The sequence below is a fragment of the Flavobacterium acetivorans genome (assembly GCF_020911885.1).
Lineage (GTDB): Bacteria > Bacteroidota > Bacteroidia > Flavobacteriales > Flavobacteriaceae > Flavobacterium > Flavobacterium acetivorans.
In genome coordinates this window covers 3,035,722-3,054,294 of sequence record NZ_CP087132.1, presented here as the reverse complement: position 1 = coordinate 3,054,294, position 18,573 = coordinate 3,035,722, and the positions used below count along the sequence as shown (strand labels likewise).

Below are 18,573 nucleotides of genomic sequence, written 5' to 3'. Positions count from 1 at the left end.
TAAGATTGCAAATCTCTCAATTTATTTTGACATTTCCCCCAGGTTTTGGGATTTATCCTTTTTATTTTCAAATCTAAATTTATTTCAATGAAAATGATACTCATTTTTAGTGTATTGCTTTTTGGACTCGTTTGTAATGCTCAAAAAGGGGAAGTAGAAGGAGTTATTAAGAATTTTTTAATGCATTTCATCAAAAAGACACTGTTAAGCTAAAGTCAGTTTGCTCCGAAAAACTTATTTTGCAATCTATTAGTGAGAATATTGTAAAAGGGAATAAATTATCTGACGAAAGTGTAAATGAATTTTACAAATCTATTGCAAAAATTCCGTCAAATGTAAAATTTAATGAGAAAATATTAAGTTATAACATTCAGATTGATGGGAGTATGGCTCATGTATGGGCTTCGTATGAGTTTTATCTTAATGATAAGTTGAGCCACTCTGGTGTAAATGCATTCACGTTATTTAAAGAAAATAATCATTGGATAATTATCTACCTGATGATACAAGAAGGAAATAATTTTAGTTATGTAAGATTTGCATTGTGCGGTAATTGTAATTATTTTAAATTGGGATTCAGTGTATTTCGGTTTAACTCCGCAAGTTTCGTTGTCTATAGAAAGGTATTGCCATAGTAATTTCATGCCCAAATATCTTTTGATAATATTCATAAGATTGTAAATTCATAAAAATTGGCTGATTAAAATGAGTTGATTTTATGATTATCCAGAGTATATTTATATTTTTGGATATCGTTATCAAAAATGTAACAATTTTATTAAAATCATATTATCCAATATTAAAAACATGCGATCATTTCAAAAGTATAAATTTATCATACTTACTGCCAGTATATTATTTATGAGTGCTGATTTATCGGCGCAAAATGGGATTAATGCCAATACTTTTTATAAGCACGATCATTATCTCTCCTCTGATAAAATGGAAGGCCGTTTTCCAGGAACTAAGCAGAATAATAAAGCAGCAAGCTATATAAAAAAATATTTCAGGAAATATGGTTTAAAGAAATTCAATAGTAATTATTATCAATCTTTTAAATTATTTGTAAAAGCAGATATAAATAAGATGAAATCCGATACTGTAACTACCCAAAATGTGGTTGGATATATTGAAGGTTCAGATGTTGTTCTTAAAAATGAGTTCATAGTGATAGGTGCTCATTATGATCATTGGGGATGGGGAGGAAAAGGATCAAGCAGTAAAAAAAAGGATACAATGGCAATTCATAATGGAGCTGATGACAATGCTTCCGGAGTTTCTGCCTTATTATCGATTTTACAAGAATTATCAAAAAGTAAAGTTAAACCTAAAAGGAGTATTATTTTTATTGCCTTTAGTGGTGAAGAACAAGGCTTATTAGGTTCGAAATATTTTGTAAATAATTTGCCAGTTAATAAAAGTGCGGTTAAGGTCATGTTAAACATGGATATGGTAGGTAGATTAAACGCAGAAAAGCAATTGTATATGGGAGGTGCGGGTACTTTTCCTGATGGTGTGGAACTGATGAAGAGACTGACAATTGGTAGTGGTTTAAATCCAATTATTCATGCAGGTGAAGTGGGTGGTTCAGATCACGTTTCATTTTACAAAAGTGACATTTCGAGTATTGGTTTTCATACTGGTGGCCATCCGCAATATCATACTCCTGAAGATGATATCGATTTAATTAATAGTGAGGGTGGTGCCTTAGTATGTAAATACATTTATAATGCTTTAATTGAAATTGCTAACTACAAAGAAAAACTCTATTTTATCAAACAGAATTAATAGAAAAATTTAGTAATTTTATCTGTAATAGTTACAAATATCTTTAATGGAACAAATCGGACATTTGGGCTTTGGTCTACAAATTTCCCTACCAAGAAAGGATAGCGCCATACCAATTTCTCCCCAAATGGCTTTTGTAAATACTTGCATTAACTGTTTTTCGGCTTTAATACCGTCTTTTGTTTCAGGGATTAATCCGATTCTGGGAGCCACGCGAATCACGTGTAAATCAGCGATAATTCCTTCTGCCGGAACATGAGATTCACGCATAATAACATTGGCAGATTTTCGTCCAACGCCTTTTAAGGCAGTTAATCCGTGCATAGTCAAAGGTATATTCGAATCTTTTTTGAGGTTTTTAGCTATTTCTAATAACCAATTGGCCTTGTTATTAAAGTTTTGAACTCCCGAAATGTGTGAAAGCAAGCTGTCAATATCTGTAACCGAAAGACTAGCTATATTTGGGTAAGTTTCAAAGAAGGCGGGCGCTATTGAATTAATATGAGCATCAGAATCCTGAGCAGAAAGTACAACCATAATGAGCAATTGGTATCGATTGTGGTAGTCTAAAGGATGTTTTCGACCTTCGTATTGCTTCAAAACTGGAGCTAATTTTCCGGACCAATTATCACTGTCACCAAATAAATCCATATTCTATTCTTCTTTAAAATCGATAGATAATGAATTTACGCAATAACGCTGACCTGATTTAGTAGGTCCATCATTAAAGACATGGCCCAAGTGTCCACCACAGTTAGCACAAAAAATTTCGGTACGGATCATTCCATGCGTTTTATCCAAAACATTTTTTACTTTTCCCGCTATTGCATCGTCAAAAGAAGGCCAACCACAATGGGCGTCAAACTTAGAATTGCTTTCAAATAAAGCTTCGCCACAGCCACCACAACAATAGGTTCCTTTCTCGAAAGTAAGATTGTATTTTCCAGTGTGTGGGTATTCGGTTTCTTTTTGACGAAGAATTCGATATCTTTCTTCTCCCAATTCGGATTTCCATTGTTCTTCAGTTTTTTGCAAAGGATATTCCATCGTATGTTTTGTTTGTGTAAAATTAGTTATTTAAGATGAATTGAACCACTTTGTCAACCACCTTCTGGTCCCCAAGGATTTTGCGATGTCCCAAACCTTTTGTTAGTATAATTTCACTGTTTTTTAAGTGTTTATGGATGTGAATACCTGCTTTGACAGGGACTTCGTAATCATTTTCATCATGAACAATTACAGCCGGAATAGTAATTTCTGTTGCGGCTTTGTAAGCGGAATAATCGTCCATACTTCCTCCGTATTTTTTCTCGAAATGCAAACGTAAACTAGTAGCAATACTGGATTTCAACTCTAATTTTGCAATAAAATCATCAATAATATCTTGTACAACATCACCGCTTCCAATAATGGCTAAACGATTAATTTTCAATCCACTTTTTACAGAATTCAATACTGACATTCCTCCCAAAGAATGTCCGATTGCCGCTTCAAAAGGACCAAATTGTTTTTCTAATTCTAAAATACTGGCAATAAAATCGACCATAATCGTACTGTTGCCTGGAGATTTTCCGTGAGCTGGCGCGTCAAAGCTTATGGTAGAATAGCCTGCTTTTACTAATTCATCGGCAATTTTTACTAACTGTGTACCACGTCCAGACCATCCGTGAACTAACAAAATTTTCGGATTGTTTTTTCCATAATGATAGACATTAACTTGCTTATCTACTGCCGGAATTTGTACTAATTGTTGGGTACTGTTGCGATCCATTTCCAATTCTCTTTTTGGAGTTTTATGTTTTATGGGAGTTGTAAATAATTTTGCAGCATATAAAGTAGCCAGTTTTGGGGAGAAAAAAGCAATTATTTTACCGGTTAAGATGATAATCCTGGGGATTTTTAGTGTTTTTTCAGGATTAGGGCTGATTTTTGTCATTTTAATAAAATTTATTTGGGGTTCCTTTTGTATGTATTTTTAGTTAAATTTAGAAAACTTAAAATGCTCTTTTTTCTAAAAAAAAATGATGTAAAAATAGCATTAATTTAAAACAGAGGAAAGGTACTATTAAGTATTAAAACGTAGTATTGTTTTAGCAATAATTTAAAGTTTATAAAATTTTATCAATGGAAATATTTCATATTAGTGCTGAATGTTATCCCATGGCAAAAGTTGGCGGACTGGCCGATGTTGTGGGGGCATTACCAAAATATCAGAGTAAAGCCGGTCATCAGTTAAGGGTTGTAGTCCCTGGCTATGATACAAAATTCAGGAATGATAATGATTTTGACTGTGCTTATGAAGGGGAAATTAAAATGGGGAATCATCATTTTCATTTTAAAGTGCTTAAAGAAATTACAGATAAATTAGGTTTTCAATTGTATCTAATTGATATTCCGGAACAGTTTTACAGAACCGAAGTATATGGATATGAGGATGATATTGAGCGTTTTTTATCTTTTCAAATTGCGGTTTTAGATTGGATAGCACAAAGGGATGAAATTCCGGGTATAATCAATTGCCACGACCACCATACGGGATTGATTCCTTTTATGATGCTCTACTCTCATAAATATAGAAGATTAGCAAATACGGCTTCGGTGATTACCATTCACAACGGTTTGTACCAAGGACAGTTTGGTTTTGATAAATTGAATTATATACCAGAATTTGATTTATCCCATGTCAATGTTCTAGAATGGGATAATTGTATCAATTCCTTGGCAGTAGCTATAAAATGTGCCTTGGCAGTGACTACTGTTTCACCAAATTATCTGAACGAAATTAACAATTATGCCAATGGATTAGAATCTCTTTTTAATAGCGTACGCTATAAATCAAAGGGGATTTTGAACGGGATTGATACTGAAGTATGGAATCCGGTCAAAGATAAAATGTTAGAGAAAAATTATTCGGTTGAGAATTTTGAAAAAGGCAAACGAATTAATAAAAAGGTACTTTGTACTCTTTTTGAATTGGATCCTACAAAACCATTATTCAGCTTTATCGGTAGACTATTTGATGAAAAAGGAGGTGATTTATTGCCTCAAGCTTCGGCTTTGGCCTTATCTGAAAATTTTAAGGAAATCAATATTTTGATATTGGGTTCGGGAAAGCCTGAAATTGAAAATCAACTGAAAAGTTTATTAGTTGATTATAAGGGAAACTACAATGTTTTCATTGGTTATAACGAAGAATTGGCACACCTAATTTATGCAGGCGCCGATTTTTTATTAATGCCTTCACGGGTTGAACCTTGTGGATTAAACCAAATGTATTCCTTGCAATATGGAACCATTCCTATTGTTAGAAGAACAGGCGGCTTGAAGGATACTGTAATTGATTTTGGAGATAATGGAAACGGAATTTGTCACGATCAGGCTTCTGTGGGGGATATTTGTTATTCGATTAGAAGAGCGATACAGTTATACAAAGACAAGGAACATTTAAATAAAATTAGAGAATTAGGAATGAAAACCGATCATTCTTGGGAACGAGTGTGTCAAGAGTATTTGGAATTATACCATTTAATAACGGACAAAATATGAAATAGCTATGATTTGAGAAAGATCGTCATTAATGATGAGTCCTCATGACCTATAACATATTTCTAAAATTTAAAACTATCTATATATGAAAGACAGGAAAAAGAATGTTATTGCAATTATTCTAGGCGGAGGCCAAGGATCTAGATTGTATCCGTTGACAGAAACCAGGTCAAAGCCGGCGGTACCCATAGGAGGGAAATACAGATTAGTAGACATTCCGATTTCGAATTGTTTGAATTCCGATATTTACCGCATGTTTGTGCTTACGCAATTCAATTCAGCTTCTTTAAATGCACATATAAAAAACACCTATTCCTTTAGTGTTTTTAGTCAGGCTTTCGTAGATATTTTAGCCGCAGAACAAACGCCTAATAATCCAACTTGGTTTCAGGGCACAGCCGACGCAGTAAGGCAATGTATGCCACACTTTTTGAACCATCAATTTGAATATGCTTTAATTCTTTCTGGGGATCAATTGTACCAAATGGATTTTAATGAAATGATAGAGGCTCATATTAAAAGTAAAGCCGATATTTCCATAGCAACTCTACCAGTTAATGCTAAAGATGCTCCCGAATTTGGAATTTTAAAAACAAATAAAGATAGTTTTATAGAGTCTTTTATAGAGAAACCCGCTAAGGAACTTTTATCCGATTGGAAGTCAGATGTAAGTGAGCAAATGAAAAGCGAGGGAAAAGATTATTTAGCGTCGATGGGTATTTATATTTTCAACAAAAAATTATTAGTTGAATTAATGAATAATCCTGACAGCAAAGATTTTGGTAAAGAAATCATTCCACAGGCTGTAGGGAATCAAAAAATTCTAAGCTATCAATACGAAGGATATTGGACAGATATTGGAAATATTGATTCTTTTTTTGAAGCTAATATTGGACTAACAACAGATTTACCGGTTTTTAATTTATTTGACGATGATAATAAAATTTTTACCAGACCGCGTTTATTGCCTCCATCCAAATTTAAAAATACATTAATCGAAAAGTCATTGATTTCTGAGGGTTGTATTTTGAAGGCCAAAGAAATTAAGAGTTCGGTGATAGGAATTCGATCCAGAATAGGCGAAGAAACGGTTATTCAAAATTGTTATATTATGGGAAATGATTTTTATCAAACCCTAGAAGAGATGAATGAGGACACCAAGAATGATAAAATATTGGTTGGTATTGGAGAAAGATGTTTTATAAGCAATGCTTTGGTAGATAAAAACTGCCGAATAGGGAATGAGGTTTACATCAAAGGTGGAGCGCATTTGGCCGATTTCTCCAATGAATTATATGCGATAAAAGATGGAATTGTTGTCGTAAAAAAAGGCGCTGTTCTTCCGGATAATTATAAAATTGGCTGAGATGTAGATTGGTTTCATAATTAAGATTTTAATTTTTATCAAACAAGATAAAAGTAACCACAATTACCATGGATAAAGTACTCACACATACTCTTTTTACTGATTTTGATATTGATTTGTTTAAGGCTGGAAAGCACTATCGATTATATGAAAAATTAGGCGCTCATTTAATCGAATTAAACGGTATAAAAGGGGTTTACTTTGCAGTTTGGGCACCCACGGCTCAATCCGTATCAGTTGTTGGGGATTTTAATTTTTGGACCCAAGGCGAACATCAGCTGGAAGTACGTTGGGATTCTTCGGGTATTTGGGAGGGATTTATTCCGGAATTAGATAAAGGAGCCCTTTATAAATATAAAATACAGTCTAATAATGGTGAAACTGCCACTGAAAAAGCAGATCCTTTTGCTTTTTATTGTGAAAAATCGCCGCACACTGCCTCTGTAATTTGGGATTTAGACTATAAATGGAAGGATCATAACTGGATGGAAAACCGTAAAAACCATAATGGATTAAATAAACCGTATTCGGTTTATGAAGTACATCTGGGTTCTTGGAAACGGCATACCTCAGACAATAGATTTTTGACTTATCTTGAATTTGCCGAAGATTTGGTAGATTATGTAAAAAAAATGGGATTTACCCATGTAGAGTTCATGCCCGTGATGGAATATCCCTATGATCCTTCTTGGGGCTATCAATTGGTGGGTTATTTTGCGCCCACTTCCCGTTTTGGAAAACCTCAGGATTTTATGGTTTTGGTAGATAAATTACATCAGGCCGGAATTGGAGTGATTCTGGATTGGGTTCCTTCGCATTTTCCTGATGATGCGCATGGTTTGGGCTTTTTTGACGGATCCAATCTTTATGAACATCCGGATCGTAAAAAAGGCTATCATCCTGACTGGAAAAGCTTGGTTTTTAACTATGGTCGAAATGAAGTTCGGTCTTTTTTGATCAGTAATGCGATATTCTGGTTGCAGCATTATCATGTGGATGGATTGCGTGTTGATGCTGTTGCTTCCATGTTATACTTGGATTATTCCAGAAAAGAAGGCGAATGGGAACCAAATATTTACGGCGGAAGAGAAAACCTAGATACCATAAGTTTCTTGAAAGAATTCAACGAAGCGGTTTATGCTAATTTTAAAGGAGTACAAACTATTGCCGAAGAAAGTACTTCTTTCCCAATGGTTTCAAGACCTACTTATGATGGAGGACTTGGATTTGGCATGAAATGGATGATGGGATGGATGCACGATACTTTAGACTATTTTCAAAAAGAGACGGTGTACCGAAAATTTCATCAAAATGATTTGACTTTTTCGATGACCTACGCTTTTACGGAGAATTTTATGTTGCCCTTGTCTCATGACGAAGTAGTTCATGGCAAAAGATCTATTGTGGGCAGAATGCCGGGTGATGAATGGCAGAAGTTTGCTAATTTAAGGTTGCTTTATGGCTATATGTTTACCCATCCCGGGACAAAACTCTTGTTTATGGGTGATGATTTTGGCCAAAGCAGAGAGTGGAATTTTGAAAGTAGCCTAGATTGGCATTTGAATCAATATCCTTACCATGAAGGAGTAAAAGATATGGTGGCTGATTTAAATAAATTGTACAAAACACAACCGGCTCTTTATGAAAAACAGTTTAGTCCGGATGGTTTTGAATGGATTAATTATTCTGACCATGAAAACGCGGTAATTTCTTTTATTCGAAAAGGGAATAATTCAAAAGAGGATGTTATCGTAGTTTGCAATTTTACGCAAATTGTTCGTTCAAATTACAGAATTGGTATGCCACGAATGGGAAATCTAACTGAGATTTTTAATAGTGATGATAAAAAATACGGCGGAAGCGGTGTAAATAATCCCCATCACTTAACGATTGAATCTTCACCTTATGACGGAAAAGATTATTCAATAGAATTGACTTTGCCTCCTTTAGGTATAATTGTTCTTAAGTTTTCGTAATAAAAAGAGAAGCATAAAAAAATAATTTTGACTAGATGATTACAAATACAGAATTACAATATAGAGGCGATTTATATCCCTCCAGAATAGTCTCTTTTAAACATGATGTCGATTCCGTATTTTTTTATACAGATAATAATGTAATACTAAAAGTAACTGTTATAAGAGACAGCCTAATTCGCTTCCGATTTACTACAAAAGGATATTTTAGCAATGATTTTTCCTATGCTATTGATAAAAATCATTCCCAAGGATATAATTTTCTTGAAGTTAGCGAAACCGAAAGCTATTATCAAATACAGACCAGTAAAGTACAATGTAAAATTCAAAAAGCAGATTTAAGACTCTCCGTTTTTGATTTGGATGGAAATATAATTCTGGAGGATGAATTAGGATTCCATTGGGAAGAAAGCTACGAATATGGAGGCAATATTGTAAAAATGAGCAAAGCTTCAAAAGATGGCGAATGCTTTTACGGTCTTGGAGATAAGGCTACTCAATTGAATTTAAAGGGGAAAAGATTAGAGAATTTCGCAACGGATCAATATGCTTTTCAAAAAGACCAAGAGCCTTTGTATAAGGTAGTTCCCTTTTACATTGGACTACAAAATAAGCAATCCTATGGTATTTTCTTTGACAATACGTTTAGGACTTTTTTTGATTTTTGTCAGGAAAGAAGGAATGTAACCAGTTTTTGGGCAGAAGGTGGCGAAATGAATTATTATTTCATTTACGGTCCTCAAATGCAAGAGGTAGTTACTACTTATACGGATTTAACAGGAAAACCAGAATTGCCGCCACTGTGGACTTTGGGCTATCATCAATGCAAATGGAGTTATTATCCGGAAAGTAATGTGAAAGAAATTACGGCTAAATTCCGTCAGTTAAAAATCCCATGTGACGCCATTTATTTAGATATTGATTATATGGATGGTTTCAGATGTTTTACTTGGAACAAAGACTATTTCCCTGATCCCAAAAGAATGGTAGCTGAATTAGCCGAAGACGGCTTTAAAACGGTAGTTATTATTGATCCTGGGATAAAAATTGACAAGAATTATGCTGTTTATAAAGAAGCCTTAGAAAAGGATTATTTTTGCAAAAGAGCCGATGGGCCGTATATGAAAGGAAAAGTCTGGCCTGGCGAATGTAATTTTCCAGATTACACAAATCCCGAAGTGCGAGAATGGTGGGCTGGTTTATTTAAAGAACTAATTTCGGATATTGGAGTAAAAGGAGTTTGGAATGATATGAATGAGCCTGCAGTGATGGAAGTGCCTAATAAAACCTTTCCTATGGATGTACGCCATGATTATGACGGAAATCCTTGCAGCCATAGAAAAGCACATAATATTTATGGAACACAAATGGCTCGCGCTACTTATCATGGCGTAAAAAGATTTGCCTATCCTAAAAGGCCTTTTATTATCACAAGATCAGCTTATTCAGGAGCACAACGCTATTCCTCCTCTTGGACAGGGGATAACGTAGCGAGTTGGGAACATTTATGGATTGCCAACATTCAGATGCAGAGAATGTCAATTTCAGGAATGGGTTTTACAGGCTCTGATATAGGCGGTTTTGCAGAACAGCCTTCTGGGGAGTTGTATGCGCGTTGGATTCAATTGGGGGTTTTTCATCCTTTTTGTAGAACTCATTCTTCCGGAGATCATGGAAATCAGGAACCCTGGGCATTTGATGAGGAAGTGATCCATATTACCCGAAAATTTGTAAACCTGCGTTACCAATTATTACCGTATTTGTATACTATGTTTTGGCAGTATATTGAAGAGGGAATACCCATGTTGAAACCCTTGGTGTATTTCGATCAAAACGATACGCAAACGCATTATAGAAATGACGAATTTGTTTTTGGAAACCAAATATTGGTTTGTCCTATATTAGAAGCAAATGCTTTAGGTAGAAGGATGTATTTTCCTCAAGGGGAATGGTATAATTACTGGACAAATATGGTGGTGATGGGAGCTAAAGAAATGTGGGTGGATACTCAATTTGATGAAATTCCTCTTTTTGTAAAAGCAGGTGCTATTATCCCAAAATATCCTGTTCAGCAGTATGTAGGCGAACTGGAATTTGACGAACTCACTTTGGATATTTACTATAAAGAAGGCAAAGAAAAATCAGTGGTTTATGAGGATGCTCAGGACGGCTATGATTATAAAAAGGGGAGATACAGTTTGCTGTCTTTTCAGCTCACAGGGAAATCAAATAAATTAATTATTCAATTGCATAAAGAAGGGAAGTTTGAAACCAATTATTCAAAGTATAAATTGAATCTCATTGGCTTACCCTTTAAAATAAAGAGCCTTAAAATCGATAGCGAAAAAGTTCGTTTTGACAAAGAGACTTTTGAAGTAGATAATTATCTTATTGTGGATAAGGAATTTGCCGTTTTGCAATTAATTGGGGAATAGAAAAAGCAAAAAAATGTAAAGTTTGACTTTAATTTTATAAATAAAAACTTAATTTTAATTGTATTTTTGTTCTATTAAACTTAATTATCATGAAAAAACATTTAATATTAGGAGTTTGCACTTTAGGATTGGTATTTTCTTGTGCAACGAATCCTATCACGGGAAAAAAGCAATTGAATTTAGTTTCTAATAGCGAATTGTTTCCAACTTCTTTTCAGCAATACGGGACTTTTCTAAAAGAAAACAAAGTTATTTCTGGAACCGCCGATGCAAAGAGAGTGGAGAAAGTAGGGATGAGAATCAAAGCAGCATCTGAAAAGTATTTGACTTATTTAGGACAAGCAGAATATTTGAAAGATTATCGCTGGGAATACAAATTAGTTGATAATAAAGAAGTAAATGCTTGGTGTATGCCAGGAGGGAAAATCGTTGTGTATTCGGGGATTTTACCTGTAACAAAGGATGATGCAGGCTTAGCAACCGTTATGGGGCATGAAGTATCTCACGCGATTGCAAATCATGGAGCGCAAAGAATGAGTGCTGCCCAATTGCAACAATTAGGTGCTGCTGGAGTTGCAGTGGCAACAGGGAATAAAAGTGCCGAAACACAGCAAAGATGGAATCAAGCCTACGGAGCGGGTTCACAAGTACTGGGAATGATGCCATTTAGCAGAAGTCATGAAACCGAAGCAGATAAAATAGGATTGACATTAATGGCAATTGCCGGTTATAATCCGGAAGAGGCAATCACTTTTTGGCAAAGAATGTCAGCTCAATCAGCTGGACAAGCCCAACCGGAAATTTTAAGTACGCACCCTTCTGATGCCACCAGAATCGCTAATTTGAAAGCATTGATGCCAGAGGCAAAAGCTACAGCAGCTAAAGTTGGAATGCTTCCTAAATAATTAGAGCATTCAAGATCTATAAATGAAAGGCCATTTCTATTGATTTGGCTTTTTTTATGTTGAAAAGTAAAATTTTCAAAAAAGAGGAGTTTGTATTCAAAATAAATTGGTTTAAAATCACAAATATGATTGCATTACAAAAAGGAGATAAAAAAATGATTAATGCTTGGGCTTTTTATGATTGGGCTAATTCTGTATATAGTTTAGTTATTGCAACAGCTGTTTTTCCCATCTATTATGAAGCGGTAACCAGTGATAATAATGGGATTGTTCAGTTCATGGGGACTGAATTTAATAATTCGACTTTGTTATCCTATTCTTTGTCTTTGTCTTTTTTGATTGTGGCCTTATTGTCTCCAATATTATCTGGAATAGCCGATTATACCGGGAACAAAAAACGATTTATGCAGTTTTTTTGTTATTTGGGTTCTTTCTCAGTAATGAGCATGTTTTTCTTTAAAGGACAAGATACATTGTGGATTGGTATTCTGGCAACGATTTTGGCGAGTATCGGTTTTTGGGGAAGTATTGTTTTTTATAATTCCTATTTACCTGAAATTGCTTTTCCGGAACAGCATGATAGAGTGAGTGCCAAAGGGTTTATGTATGGTTATGTTGGTTCGATTATTCTATTGGCTTTCAATTTAACTATGGTAATGATGCCAGAATGGTATGGAATAACAGATTCGACTTTGCCGGCTCGAATTTCATTTTTATCCGTTGGTATTTGGTGGGTTGGTTTTGCCCAAGTAACTTTTTATTATTTGCCCAATAATGTCTTTGATAAAAAACCAAAAAAGGATTATATATTTAAAGGATTGAGGGAGCTTAAAGAAGTTGCGAAAAATATAAATAAACTAAAAAGCTTAAAAAAATTCTTGACGGCTTTTTTTCTATATAGCATAGGAGTACAGACAATGATACTATTGGCGGGAGTTTTTGGAAAAAAAGAACTGGGTATTGATACCAGTAAATTGATTATCATTATTTTGTTAATAAACGTAGTCGCCATTTTTGGAGCTTATTTTTTTTCAAGAATTTCAGGGAAAATTGGAAACATAAAAACATTAAAATTAACTATTGCTATTTGGGGATTTATTTGTTTTGCGATTTACTTATTAGATGCTAAAAGTGAGTATATAGACAGCCAATTTTTTGTTTTAGGAGGTTTGATTGGAATGGTTTTAGGAGCGATTCAATCTCTATCTCGATCTACCTATTCGAAGTTATTGCCAGAAACCGAAGATCATGCAACCTATTTTAGTTTTTTTGATGTGACCGAAAAAATGGCCATTGTATTAGGAACTTTTATTTTTGGATTTGTAGCTTCTGTTACCAATTCGATGCGTAACTCCATTTTTATACTCGCTGTTTTCTTTTTATTAGGCTATATTGTGCTTAGTTTTATGAAAAAAGTAAAAGAATCTAAAGATTAATTATTTAGTTAAAAAGAATAAAAAGGAAAGTTTTTTATTAACTACACTTTTTTAGAATGGCATGGAGATTGCCCTTTTAACAAGATTAATAAATAGTCGGCTTAAATCGATTTTATACTGATCTAAGCCGTTATTTGTTGACCAAATTGAAATGTTTAATGACAAAAAGACTTAAATATATTATGTCAAACCACAAAATACTTACAATTGACAATCTGTCACTTCAAGAATTCGATTCAGATGCCGAATTAATACCATTATTGACTCCAGAGGATGAGGAGGAAATGATTAATGAGGAATTACCGGGTTCGTTGCCTATTTTGCCTTTACGAAATATGGTTTTATTTCCAGGAGTTGTGATTCCTATTACTGCGGGTCGTGATAAATCAATAAAATTGATTAATGATGCCAATGCGGCAGGAAAAATAATTGGAGTTGTAGCCCAAATCAATGAAGAAGACGAAGATCCTACAAAGGACGATATTCATACTATAGGAACCGTTGCCAAGATTTTACGCGTTTTGAAAATGCCTGATGGAAACACTACAGTGATCCTTCAAGGGAAGAAACGTTTTGAAATAGACACTGTTGTTTCTGAAGAACCTTATATCACGGCTTCCATTAAAGAATTTGAAGAAAACAGACCTGATAAAAAAGACACGGAGTTTTTGGCTATTTTAGATTCGGTAAAAGAATTAGCGATTCAAATTATAAAGGAAAGTCCAAATATTCCTAGTGAGGCAACCTTTGCTATCAAAAACATTGAAAGCCAATCTTTCCTGATCAATTTTGTTACTTCTAACATGAATTTATCAGTTAAAGAAAAACAAGATTTATTAGCGATAAATAGTTTAAAAGATAGAGCTTTAGAGACACTTCGATATATGAATATTGAGTTGCAAAAACTCGAGCTAAAAAACGATATTCAATCTAAAGTTCGCTTTGATTTAGACCAACAACAAAGAGAATATTTTCTTCATCAACAAATGAAAACCATCCAAGAAGAATTGGGAGGTGTTTCACAGGAAGAGGAAATGGACGAAATGCTCGTGAAATCGAAGACCAAAAAATGGGACGAAAAGACACAAAAACATTTCGAAAAGGAATTGTCTAAAATGCGCCGCATGAATCCTCAAGCGCCTGATTTTGGAATTCAGAGAAACTATTTGGAGCTGTTTTTAGAATTGCCTTGGAATGTGTATTCTAAAGATAATTTTGATTTGAAACATGCTCAAAAGATTTTGGACAGGGATCATTGCGGCTTAGAGGAGGTTAAGAAAAGAATGATTGAACATTTGGCTGTTTTAAAACTGCGAAATGATATGAAATCGCCAATTATCTGCTTGACAGGACCTCCGGGAGTGGGAAAAACATCAATAGGAAGATCAATTGCTGAGGCTTTGGGTAGAGAATATGTGCGAATTTCTTTGGGAGGATTGCGTGATGAAGCGGAAATTCGCGGTCACAGAAAAACATATATTGGCGCCATGCCGGGAAGAATTATCCAAAGTTTGAAAAAAGCGGGAACCTCAAATCCAGTTTTTGTTTTGGACGAAATAGATAAATTATCTAATAGCAATCAGGGCGATCCATCCTCGGCTTTATTGGAAGTTTTGGATCCGGAACAAAACAATTCTTTTTACGATAATTTCCTCGAAATGGGCTATGATTTGTCAAAAGTGATGTTTATCGCTACTTCTAATAATATGTCGGCTATTCAACCGGCATTGCGAGATAGAATGGAAGTTATTAAAATGTCAGGTTATACGATCGAAGAAAAAGTCGAGATTGCACGTCAGCATTTATTTCCGAGACAATTAAAAGAACATGGTTTAACTTCTAAGGATTTGACCATTGGAAAAAAACAATTGGAGAAAATCGTCGAAGGTTATACCCGTGAATCCGGTGTTCGAGGATTGGAAGCTAAAATTGCACAAGTAATCCGAAATGCAGCCAAATCGGTTGCGATGGAAGAAGAGTACAACAAGAAAGTGACTGATGAAGATATTGTGAAAGTTCTTGGTGTTGCTAGATTGGAAAGAGATAAATACGAAAGTAACGATGTTGCAGGAGTTGTAACAGGATTGGCTTGGACTAGCGTAGGAGGAGATATTCTTTTTATTGAATCCTTGATTTCTCCAGGAAAAGGCACTATGACAATTACCGGAAATTTAGGTACGGTAATGAAAGAATCGGCTACAATTGCTTTAGAATACATCAAAGCCAATGCGCAACTTTTAGGGTTGAATCCGGATATTTTATCAAAATACAATATTCATTTGCATGTTCCGGAAGGTGCTACACCAAAAGATGGGCCGAGTGCCGGTATTGCAATGTTGACTTCTTTGGTTTCTTTGTTTACTCAAAAAAGAGTAAAGAAAAGTATTGCCATGACGGGTGAAATTACCCTTAGAGGGAAAGTATTGCCGGTGGGCGGAATCAAGGAAAAAATCCTGGCGGCTAAACGTGCTAACATCAAAGAAATTATTCTTTGTCACGAAAACAAAAGTGATATTGATGAAATAAAACCGCAATATCTTGAAGGCTTGACTTTTCATTATGTAAAAGAAATGAGCGAAGTTTTGAAGATTGCCATTACAGACCAAAAGGTAAAAAATGCTAAAATATTGTAGCTAAATAGCTTTTTTAGAAAATAGAAAATCCAAAACCATTACTTAAGAGGATTAAGCGATGGTTTTGGATTTTTATTTGTTTGGAAATTGAAATAGAAAATAATCATTTCTGATTTTATAATTTTATCTTCGCATTTGAATTCGTGCGGTTAATAATCGATTTTACGTAATGAGGACTTCTTTTGTTAGGAAAAGAAGGAGGAAAAATTAATTTTAGAATAAAAATAAACAGTTGCATAACTTTCAAGAATACTATTTTGGATAAAAAAATTACAATTGCTATCGATGGATTTTCATCCACGGGGAAAAGTACTTTGGCAAAACAATTGGCCAAGGAATTAGGTTATGTTTATGTTGATACAGGTGCAATGTATAGGGCTATCGCTTTATTTGCAATGCAAAACGGTTATATTAAAGAAGATTTTTTTGATAAAGAAGCCTTAGTTGCTAGTTTGCCAACTATTCGCTTACAATTCAAATTTAATCCTGATTTAGGTTTTGCCGAAATGTATCTGAATGAGGTGAATGTAGAAAAAGAAATCAGAACTATAGAAGTATCTCGCTTTGTGAGCAAGGTGGCTGAACTATCCGATGTTCGTGCTAAATTAGTGGAGCAACAGAAAGAAATGGGAAAAAATAAAGGGATTGTTATGGATGGAAGAGACATCGGGACAGTAGTTTTTCCGGATGCTGAACTTAAAATATTCATGACAGCAAGTGCCAGCACTCGCGCACAAAGACGTTTTGACGAATTACAACAAAAAGGAGATAAGGTATCCTATGAAGAAGTTTTGAAAAATGTGGAAGAACGCGATTATATTGATACACACAGAAGTAATTCGCCGCTAGTAAAAGCCGAGGACGCTGTGGAAATTGATAATTCTTACCTTACAAGAGAAGAGCAGTTTAAAGCCGTGTTGGAATTAATTGATGAGATTACTAAAACGATATAATTTTTTGTAAATCTTATTTTTAATATTAGATTTACGCCTTGTTCTTTTTTCAAAATATAAAATACAATTCATCTTATGGGAATTAAAAATAGGTTGGTGATAATGAGTTTTCTTCAGTTTTTTGTTTGGGGAGCTTGGCTTATTACAATTGGGAATTATTGGTTTGGAACTAAAAATTGGGAAGGCACTCAGTTTGGTTTAGTTTTTGGAACCATGGGAATTGCTTCTTTATTTATGCCAACTTTAACTGGGATTATCGCCGATAGGTGGGTGAATGCTGAGAAATTATATGGTGTTTTGCATATTTTATATGCTGTGGTTTTATTTGGTATTACTGAGGTAACAACTCCAGATAACTTTATATATGTGATGTTTGCTGCCATGTGTTGTTACATGCCTACCATTGCTTTAAGTAATTCGATTTCCTATACTTCATTGAAATTGAATAATAAAAATATAGTGAAGGATTTTCCACCTATTCGTGTTTGGGGGACTATTGGATTTATTGCAGCTATGTGGATAACTAATTTAAGCGGAAGCAAGGCTACGGAATACCAGTTTTATATTGCAGGAATAGGGGCTTTAATACTAGGTTTTTATTCGTTTACTTTGCCAAAATGTAAGCCGCAACGCTTAACTAAAGAGAATGCTTCTTGGGTTGAGACCTTAGGTTTAGAGGCTTTTAAATTATTTGGTAATTACAAAATGGCTTTGTTTTTTGTGTTTTCCATGTTTTTAGGAGGTGCTTTACAGCTAACAAATGCTTATGGAGATGTTTTTTTGGATGAGTTCAAACATTTTCCAAAATATGCCGATTCTTTCGTGATTCAATATTCTACGATTATAATGTCAATTTCTCAGGTTTCTGAAACCTTATTTATTTTGGCAATTCCGTTTTTCTTAAGACGTTTTGGGATCAAGCAAGTAATGCTAATTAGCATGTTCGCTTGGGTATTGCGTTTTGGCTTATTTGCTTTTGGAGATCCTGTAAATGGTTTATGGATGATTATCATGTCTTGTATTGTTTACGGAATGGCATTTGATTTCTTTAATATTTCCGGTTCTTTATTTGTAGAAAGTAATACTGATTCTAAAATACGTTCTTCAGCACAAGGATTATTTATGATGATGACTAACGGCGTGGGAGCTGTTTTTGGAAGTTTGACATCAGGATGGGCAATTGATCGTTTTTTTACCAAATCATTCCAGAATACAACTGAATTAGCAGGTTTTTTACAAACAGATTCGAATAATTCTAAAATGCTGGATTTTGTAAAAAGTCACGGCAATACAATTTCTGCCGATGGTGTTTTTAGTAGCGAAATTTTAATGAAGGATTGGCATACCATCTGGTTGTCATTTGCGGCTTATGCCTTAGTTATTGCAATCGCTTTTGCAATATTGTTTAAACACAAACACGATCCGAAAGAGATAGAGAATTTGAGTCATTAAGAATTACTTCTAAATATTACAACCCGATAGATTTCAAAATTTATCGGGTTTTTTTATTATCAAAAGAGTCTTGTTTAGATGTG

The 18,573-nt window shown here is 34.4% G+C and carries 14 protein-coding genes; 11 read left to right on the top strand and 3 right to left on the bottom strand.

From position 1 onward, the window contains the following. Positions 1 to 87: 87 nt before the first annotated feature. Complete coding sequence (locus LNP19_RS15445; RefSeq protein WP_255665646.1) at positions 88 to 213, top strand: hypothetical protein; 126 nt, start codon at positions 88 to 90, stop codon at positions 211 to 213. Positions 214 to 807: 594 nt separating this feature from the next. Next, a complete protein-coding gene (locus LNP19_RS13190) occupies positions 808 to 1,788 on the top strand; it encodes a M20/M25/M40 family metallo-hydrolase (RefSeq protein ID WP_230062373.1) in 981 nt (326 codons plus the stop codon). 18 nt (positions 1,789 to 1,806) lie between these two features. On the opposite strand, the gene LNP19_RS13185 is transcribed toward LNP19_RS13190, so the two are convergent. From LNP19_RS13185 to LNP19_RS13175, 3 genes are read right to left on the bottom strand one after another with little or no spacing between them, the layout of a single operon-like run. Next, positions 1,807 to 2,439: an endonuclease III domain-containing protein gene (locus tag LNP19_RS13185; RefSeq protein ID WP_230062372.1), complete on the bottom strand. Its 633-nt coding sequence runs from the start codon at positions 2,437 to 2,439 to the stop codon at positions 1,807 to 1,809. A 3-nt stretch (positions 2,440 to 2,442) separates the two neighbouring features. Next, the gene (msrB, locus tag LNP19_RS13180; RefSeq protein WP_230062371.1) at positions 2,443 to 2,835 is read right to left on the bottom strand and encodes a peptide-methionine (R)-S-oxide reductase MsrB; all 393 of its coding nucleotides are present in this window, start codon (positions 2,833 to 2,835) and stop codon (positions 2,443 to 2,445) included. 22 nt (positions 2,836 to 2,857) lie between these two features. Then, complete coding sequence (locus LNP19_RS13175; RefSeq protein WP_230062370.1) at positions 2,858 to 3,724, bottom strand: alpha/beta fold hydrolase; 867 nt, start codon at positions 3,722 to 3,724, stop codon at positions 2,858 to 2,860. Positions 3,725 to 3,912: 188 nt separating this feature from the next. Between LNP19_RS13175 and LNP19_RS13170 the strand changes: the two genes are divergently transcribed. The 9 genes from LNP19_RS13170 (at position 3,913) to LNP19_RS13130 (ending at position 18,490) form a co-directional block, all read left to right on the top strand. Continuing rightward, positions 3,913 to 5,334, top strand: a complete 1,422-nt coding sequence (locus LNP19_RS13170) for a glycogen synthase (RefSeq protein ID WP_230062369.1) — start codon at positions 3,913 to 3,915, stop codon at positions 5,332 to 5,334. An 85-nt stretch (positions 5,335 to 5,419) separates the two neighbouring features. Beyond that, the gene (locus tag LNP19_RS13165) at positions 5,420 to 6,700 is read left to right on the top strand and encodes a glucose-1-phosphate adenylyltransferase (protein WP_230062368.1); all 1,281 of its coding nucleotides are present in this window, start codon (positions 5,420 to 5,422) and stop codon (positions 6,698 to 6,700) included. 68 nt (positions 6,701 to 6,768) lie between these two features. Continuing rightward, positions 6,769 to 8,676, top strand: coding sequence for a 1,4-alpha-glucan branching protein GlgB (gene glgB, locus LNP19_RS13160; protein WP_230062367.1), 1,908 nt, complete (start codon positions 6,769 to 6,771; stop codon positions 8,674 to 8,676). Positions 8,677 to 8,711: 35 nt separating this feature from the next. Beyond that, on the top strand, positions 8,712 to 11,111 hold the full coding sequence (locus LNP19_RS13155; RefSeq protein WP_230062366.1) for a glycoside hydrolase family 31 protein: 2,400 nt from the start codon (positions 8,712 to 8,714) through the stop codon (positions 11,109 to 11,111). Between the two features lie 89 nt (positions 11,112 to 11,200). Then, on the top strand, positions 11,201 to 12,016 hold the full coding sequence (locus tag LNP19_RS13150) for a M48 family metallopeptidase (protein WP_230062365.1): 816 nt from the start codon (positions 11,201 to 11,203) through the stop codon (positions 12,014 to 12,016). A gap of 125 nt (positions 12,017 to 12,141) precedes the next feature. After that, on the top strand, positions 12,142 to 13,452 hold the full coding sequence (locus LNP19_RS13145; protein ID WP_230062364.1) for an MFS transporter: 1,311 nt from the start codon (positions 12,142 to 12,144) through the stop codon (positions 13,450 to 13,452). A 182-nt stretch (positions 13,453 to 13,634) separates the two neighbouring features. Continuing rightward, entirely contained in the window at positions 13,635 to 16,085 is a 2,451-nt protein-coding gene (gene lon / locus LNP19_RS13140) for an endopeptidase La (protein ID WP_230062363.1), read from the top strand. Between the two features lie 257 nt (positions 16,086 to 16,342). Next, positions 16,343 to 17,038, top strand: coding sequence for a (d)CMP kinase (cmk, locus tag LNP19_RS13135; RefSeq protein WP_230062362.1), 696 nt, complete (start codon positions 16,343 to 16,345; stop codon positions 17,036 to 17,038). Between the two features lie 75 nt (positions 17,039 to 17,113). Beyond that, positions 17,114 to 18,490, top strand: coding sequence for a nucleoside permease (locus LNP19_RS13130; protein ID WP_230062361.1), 1,377 nt, complete (start codon positions 17,114 to 17,116; stop codon positions 18,488 to 18,490). Positions 18,491 to 18,573: the final 83 nt, after the last annotated feature.

Coding starts and splice junctions, on each gene's coding strand:
- LNP19_RS15445 (WP_255665646.1), top strand. CDS start 88: ATGAAAATGATACTCATTTTTAGTGTATTGCTTTTTGGACTCGTTTGT.
- LNP19_RS13190 (WP_230062373.1), top strand. CDS start 808: ATGCGATCATTTCAAAAGTATAAATTTATCATACTTACTGCCAGTATA.
- LNP19_RS13185 (WP_230062372.1), bottom strand. CDS start 2,439: ATGGATTTATTTGGTGACAGTGATAATTGGTCCGGAAAATTAGCTCCA.
- msrB (WP_230062371.1), bottom strand. CDS start 2,835: ATGGAATATCCTTTGCAAAAAACTGAAGAACAATGGAAATCCGAATTG.
- LNP19_RS13175 (WP_230062370.1), bottom strand. CDS start 3,724: ATGACAAAAATCAGCCCTAATCCTGAAAAAACACTAAAAATCCCCAGG.
- LNP19_RS13170 (WP_230062369.1), top strand. CDS start 3,913: ATGGAAATATTTCATATTAGTGCTGAATGTTATCCCATGGCAAAAGTT.
- LNP19_RS13165 (WP_230062368.1), top strand. CDS start 5,420: ATGAAAGACAGGAAAAAGAATGTTATTGCAATTATTCTAGGCGGAGGC.
- glgB (WP_230062367.1), top strand. CDS start 6,769: ATGGATAAAGTACTCACACATACTCTTTTTACTGATTTTGATATTGAT.
- LNP19_RS13155 (WP_230062366.1), top strand. CDS start 8,712: ATGATTACAAATACAGAATTACAATATAGAGGCGATTTATATCCCTCC.
- LNP19_RS13150 (WP_230062365.1), top strand. CDS start 11,201: ATGAAAAAACATTTAATATTAGGAGTTTGCACTTTAGGATTGGTATTT.
- LNP19_RS13145 (WP_230062364.1), top strand. CDS start 12,142: ATGATTGCATTACAAAAAGGAGATAAAAAAATGATTAATGCTTGGGCT.
- lon (WP_230062363.1), top strand. CDS start 13,635: ATGTCAAACCACAAAATACTTACAATTGACAATCTGTCACTTCAAGAA.
- LNP19_RS13130 (WP_230062361.1), top strand. CDS start 17,114: ATGGGAATTAAAAATAGGTTGGTGATAATGAGTTTTCTTCAGTTTTTT.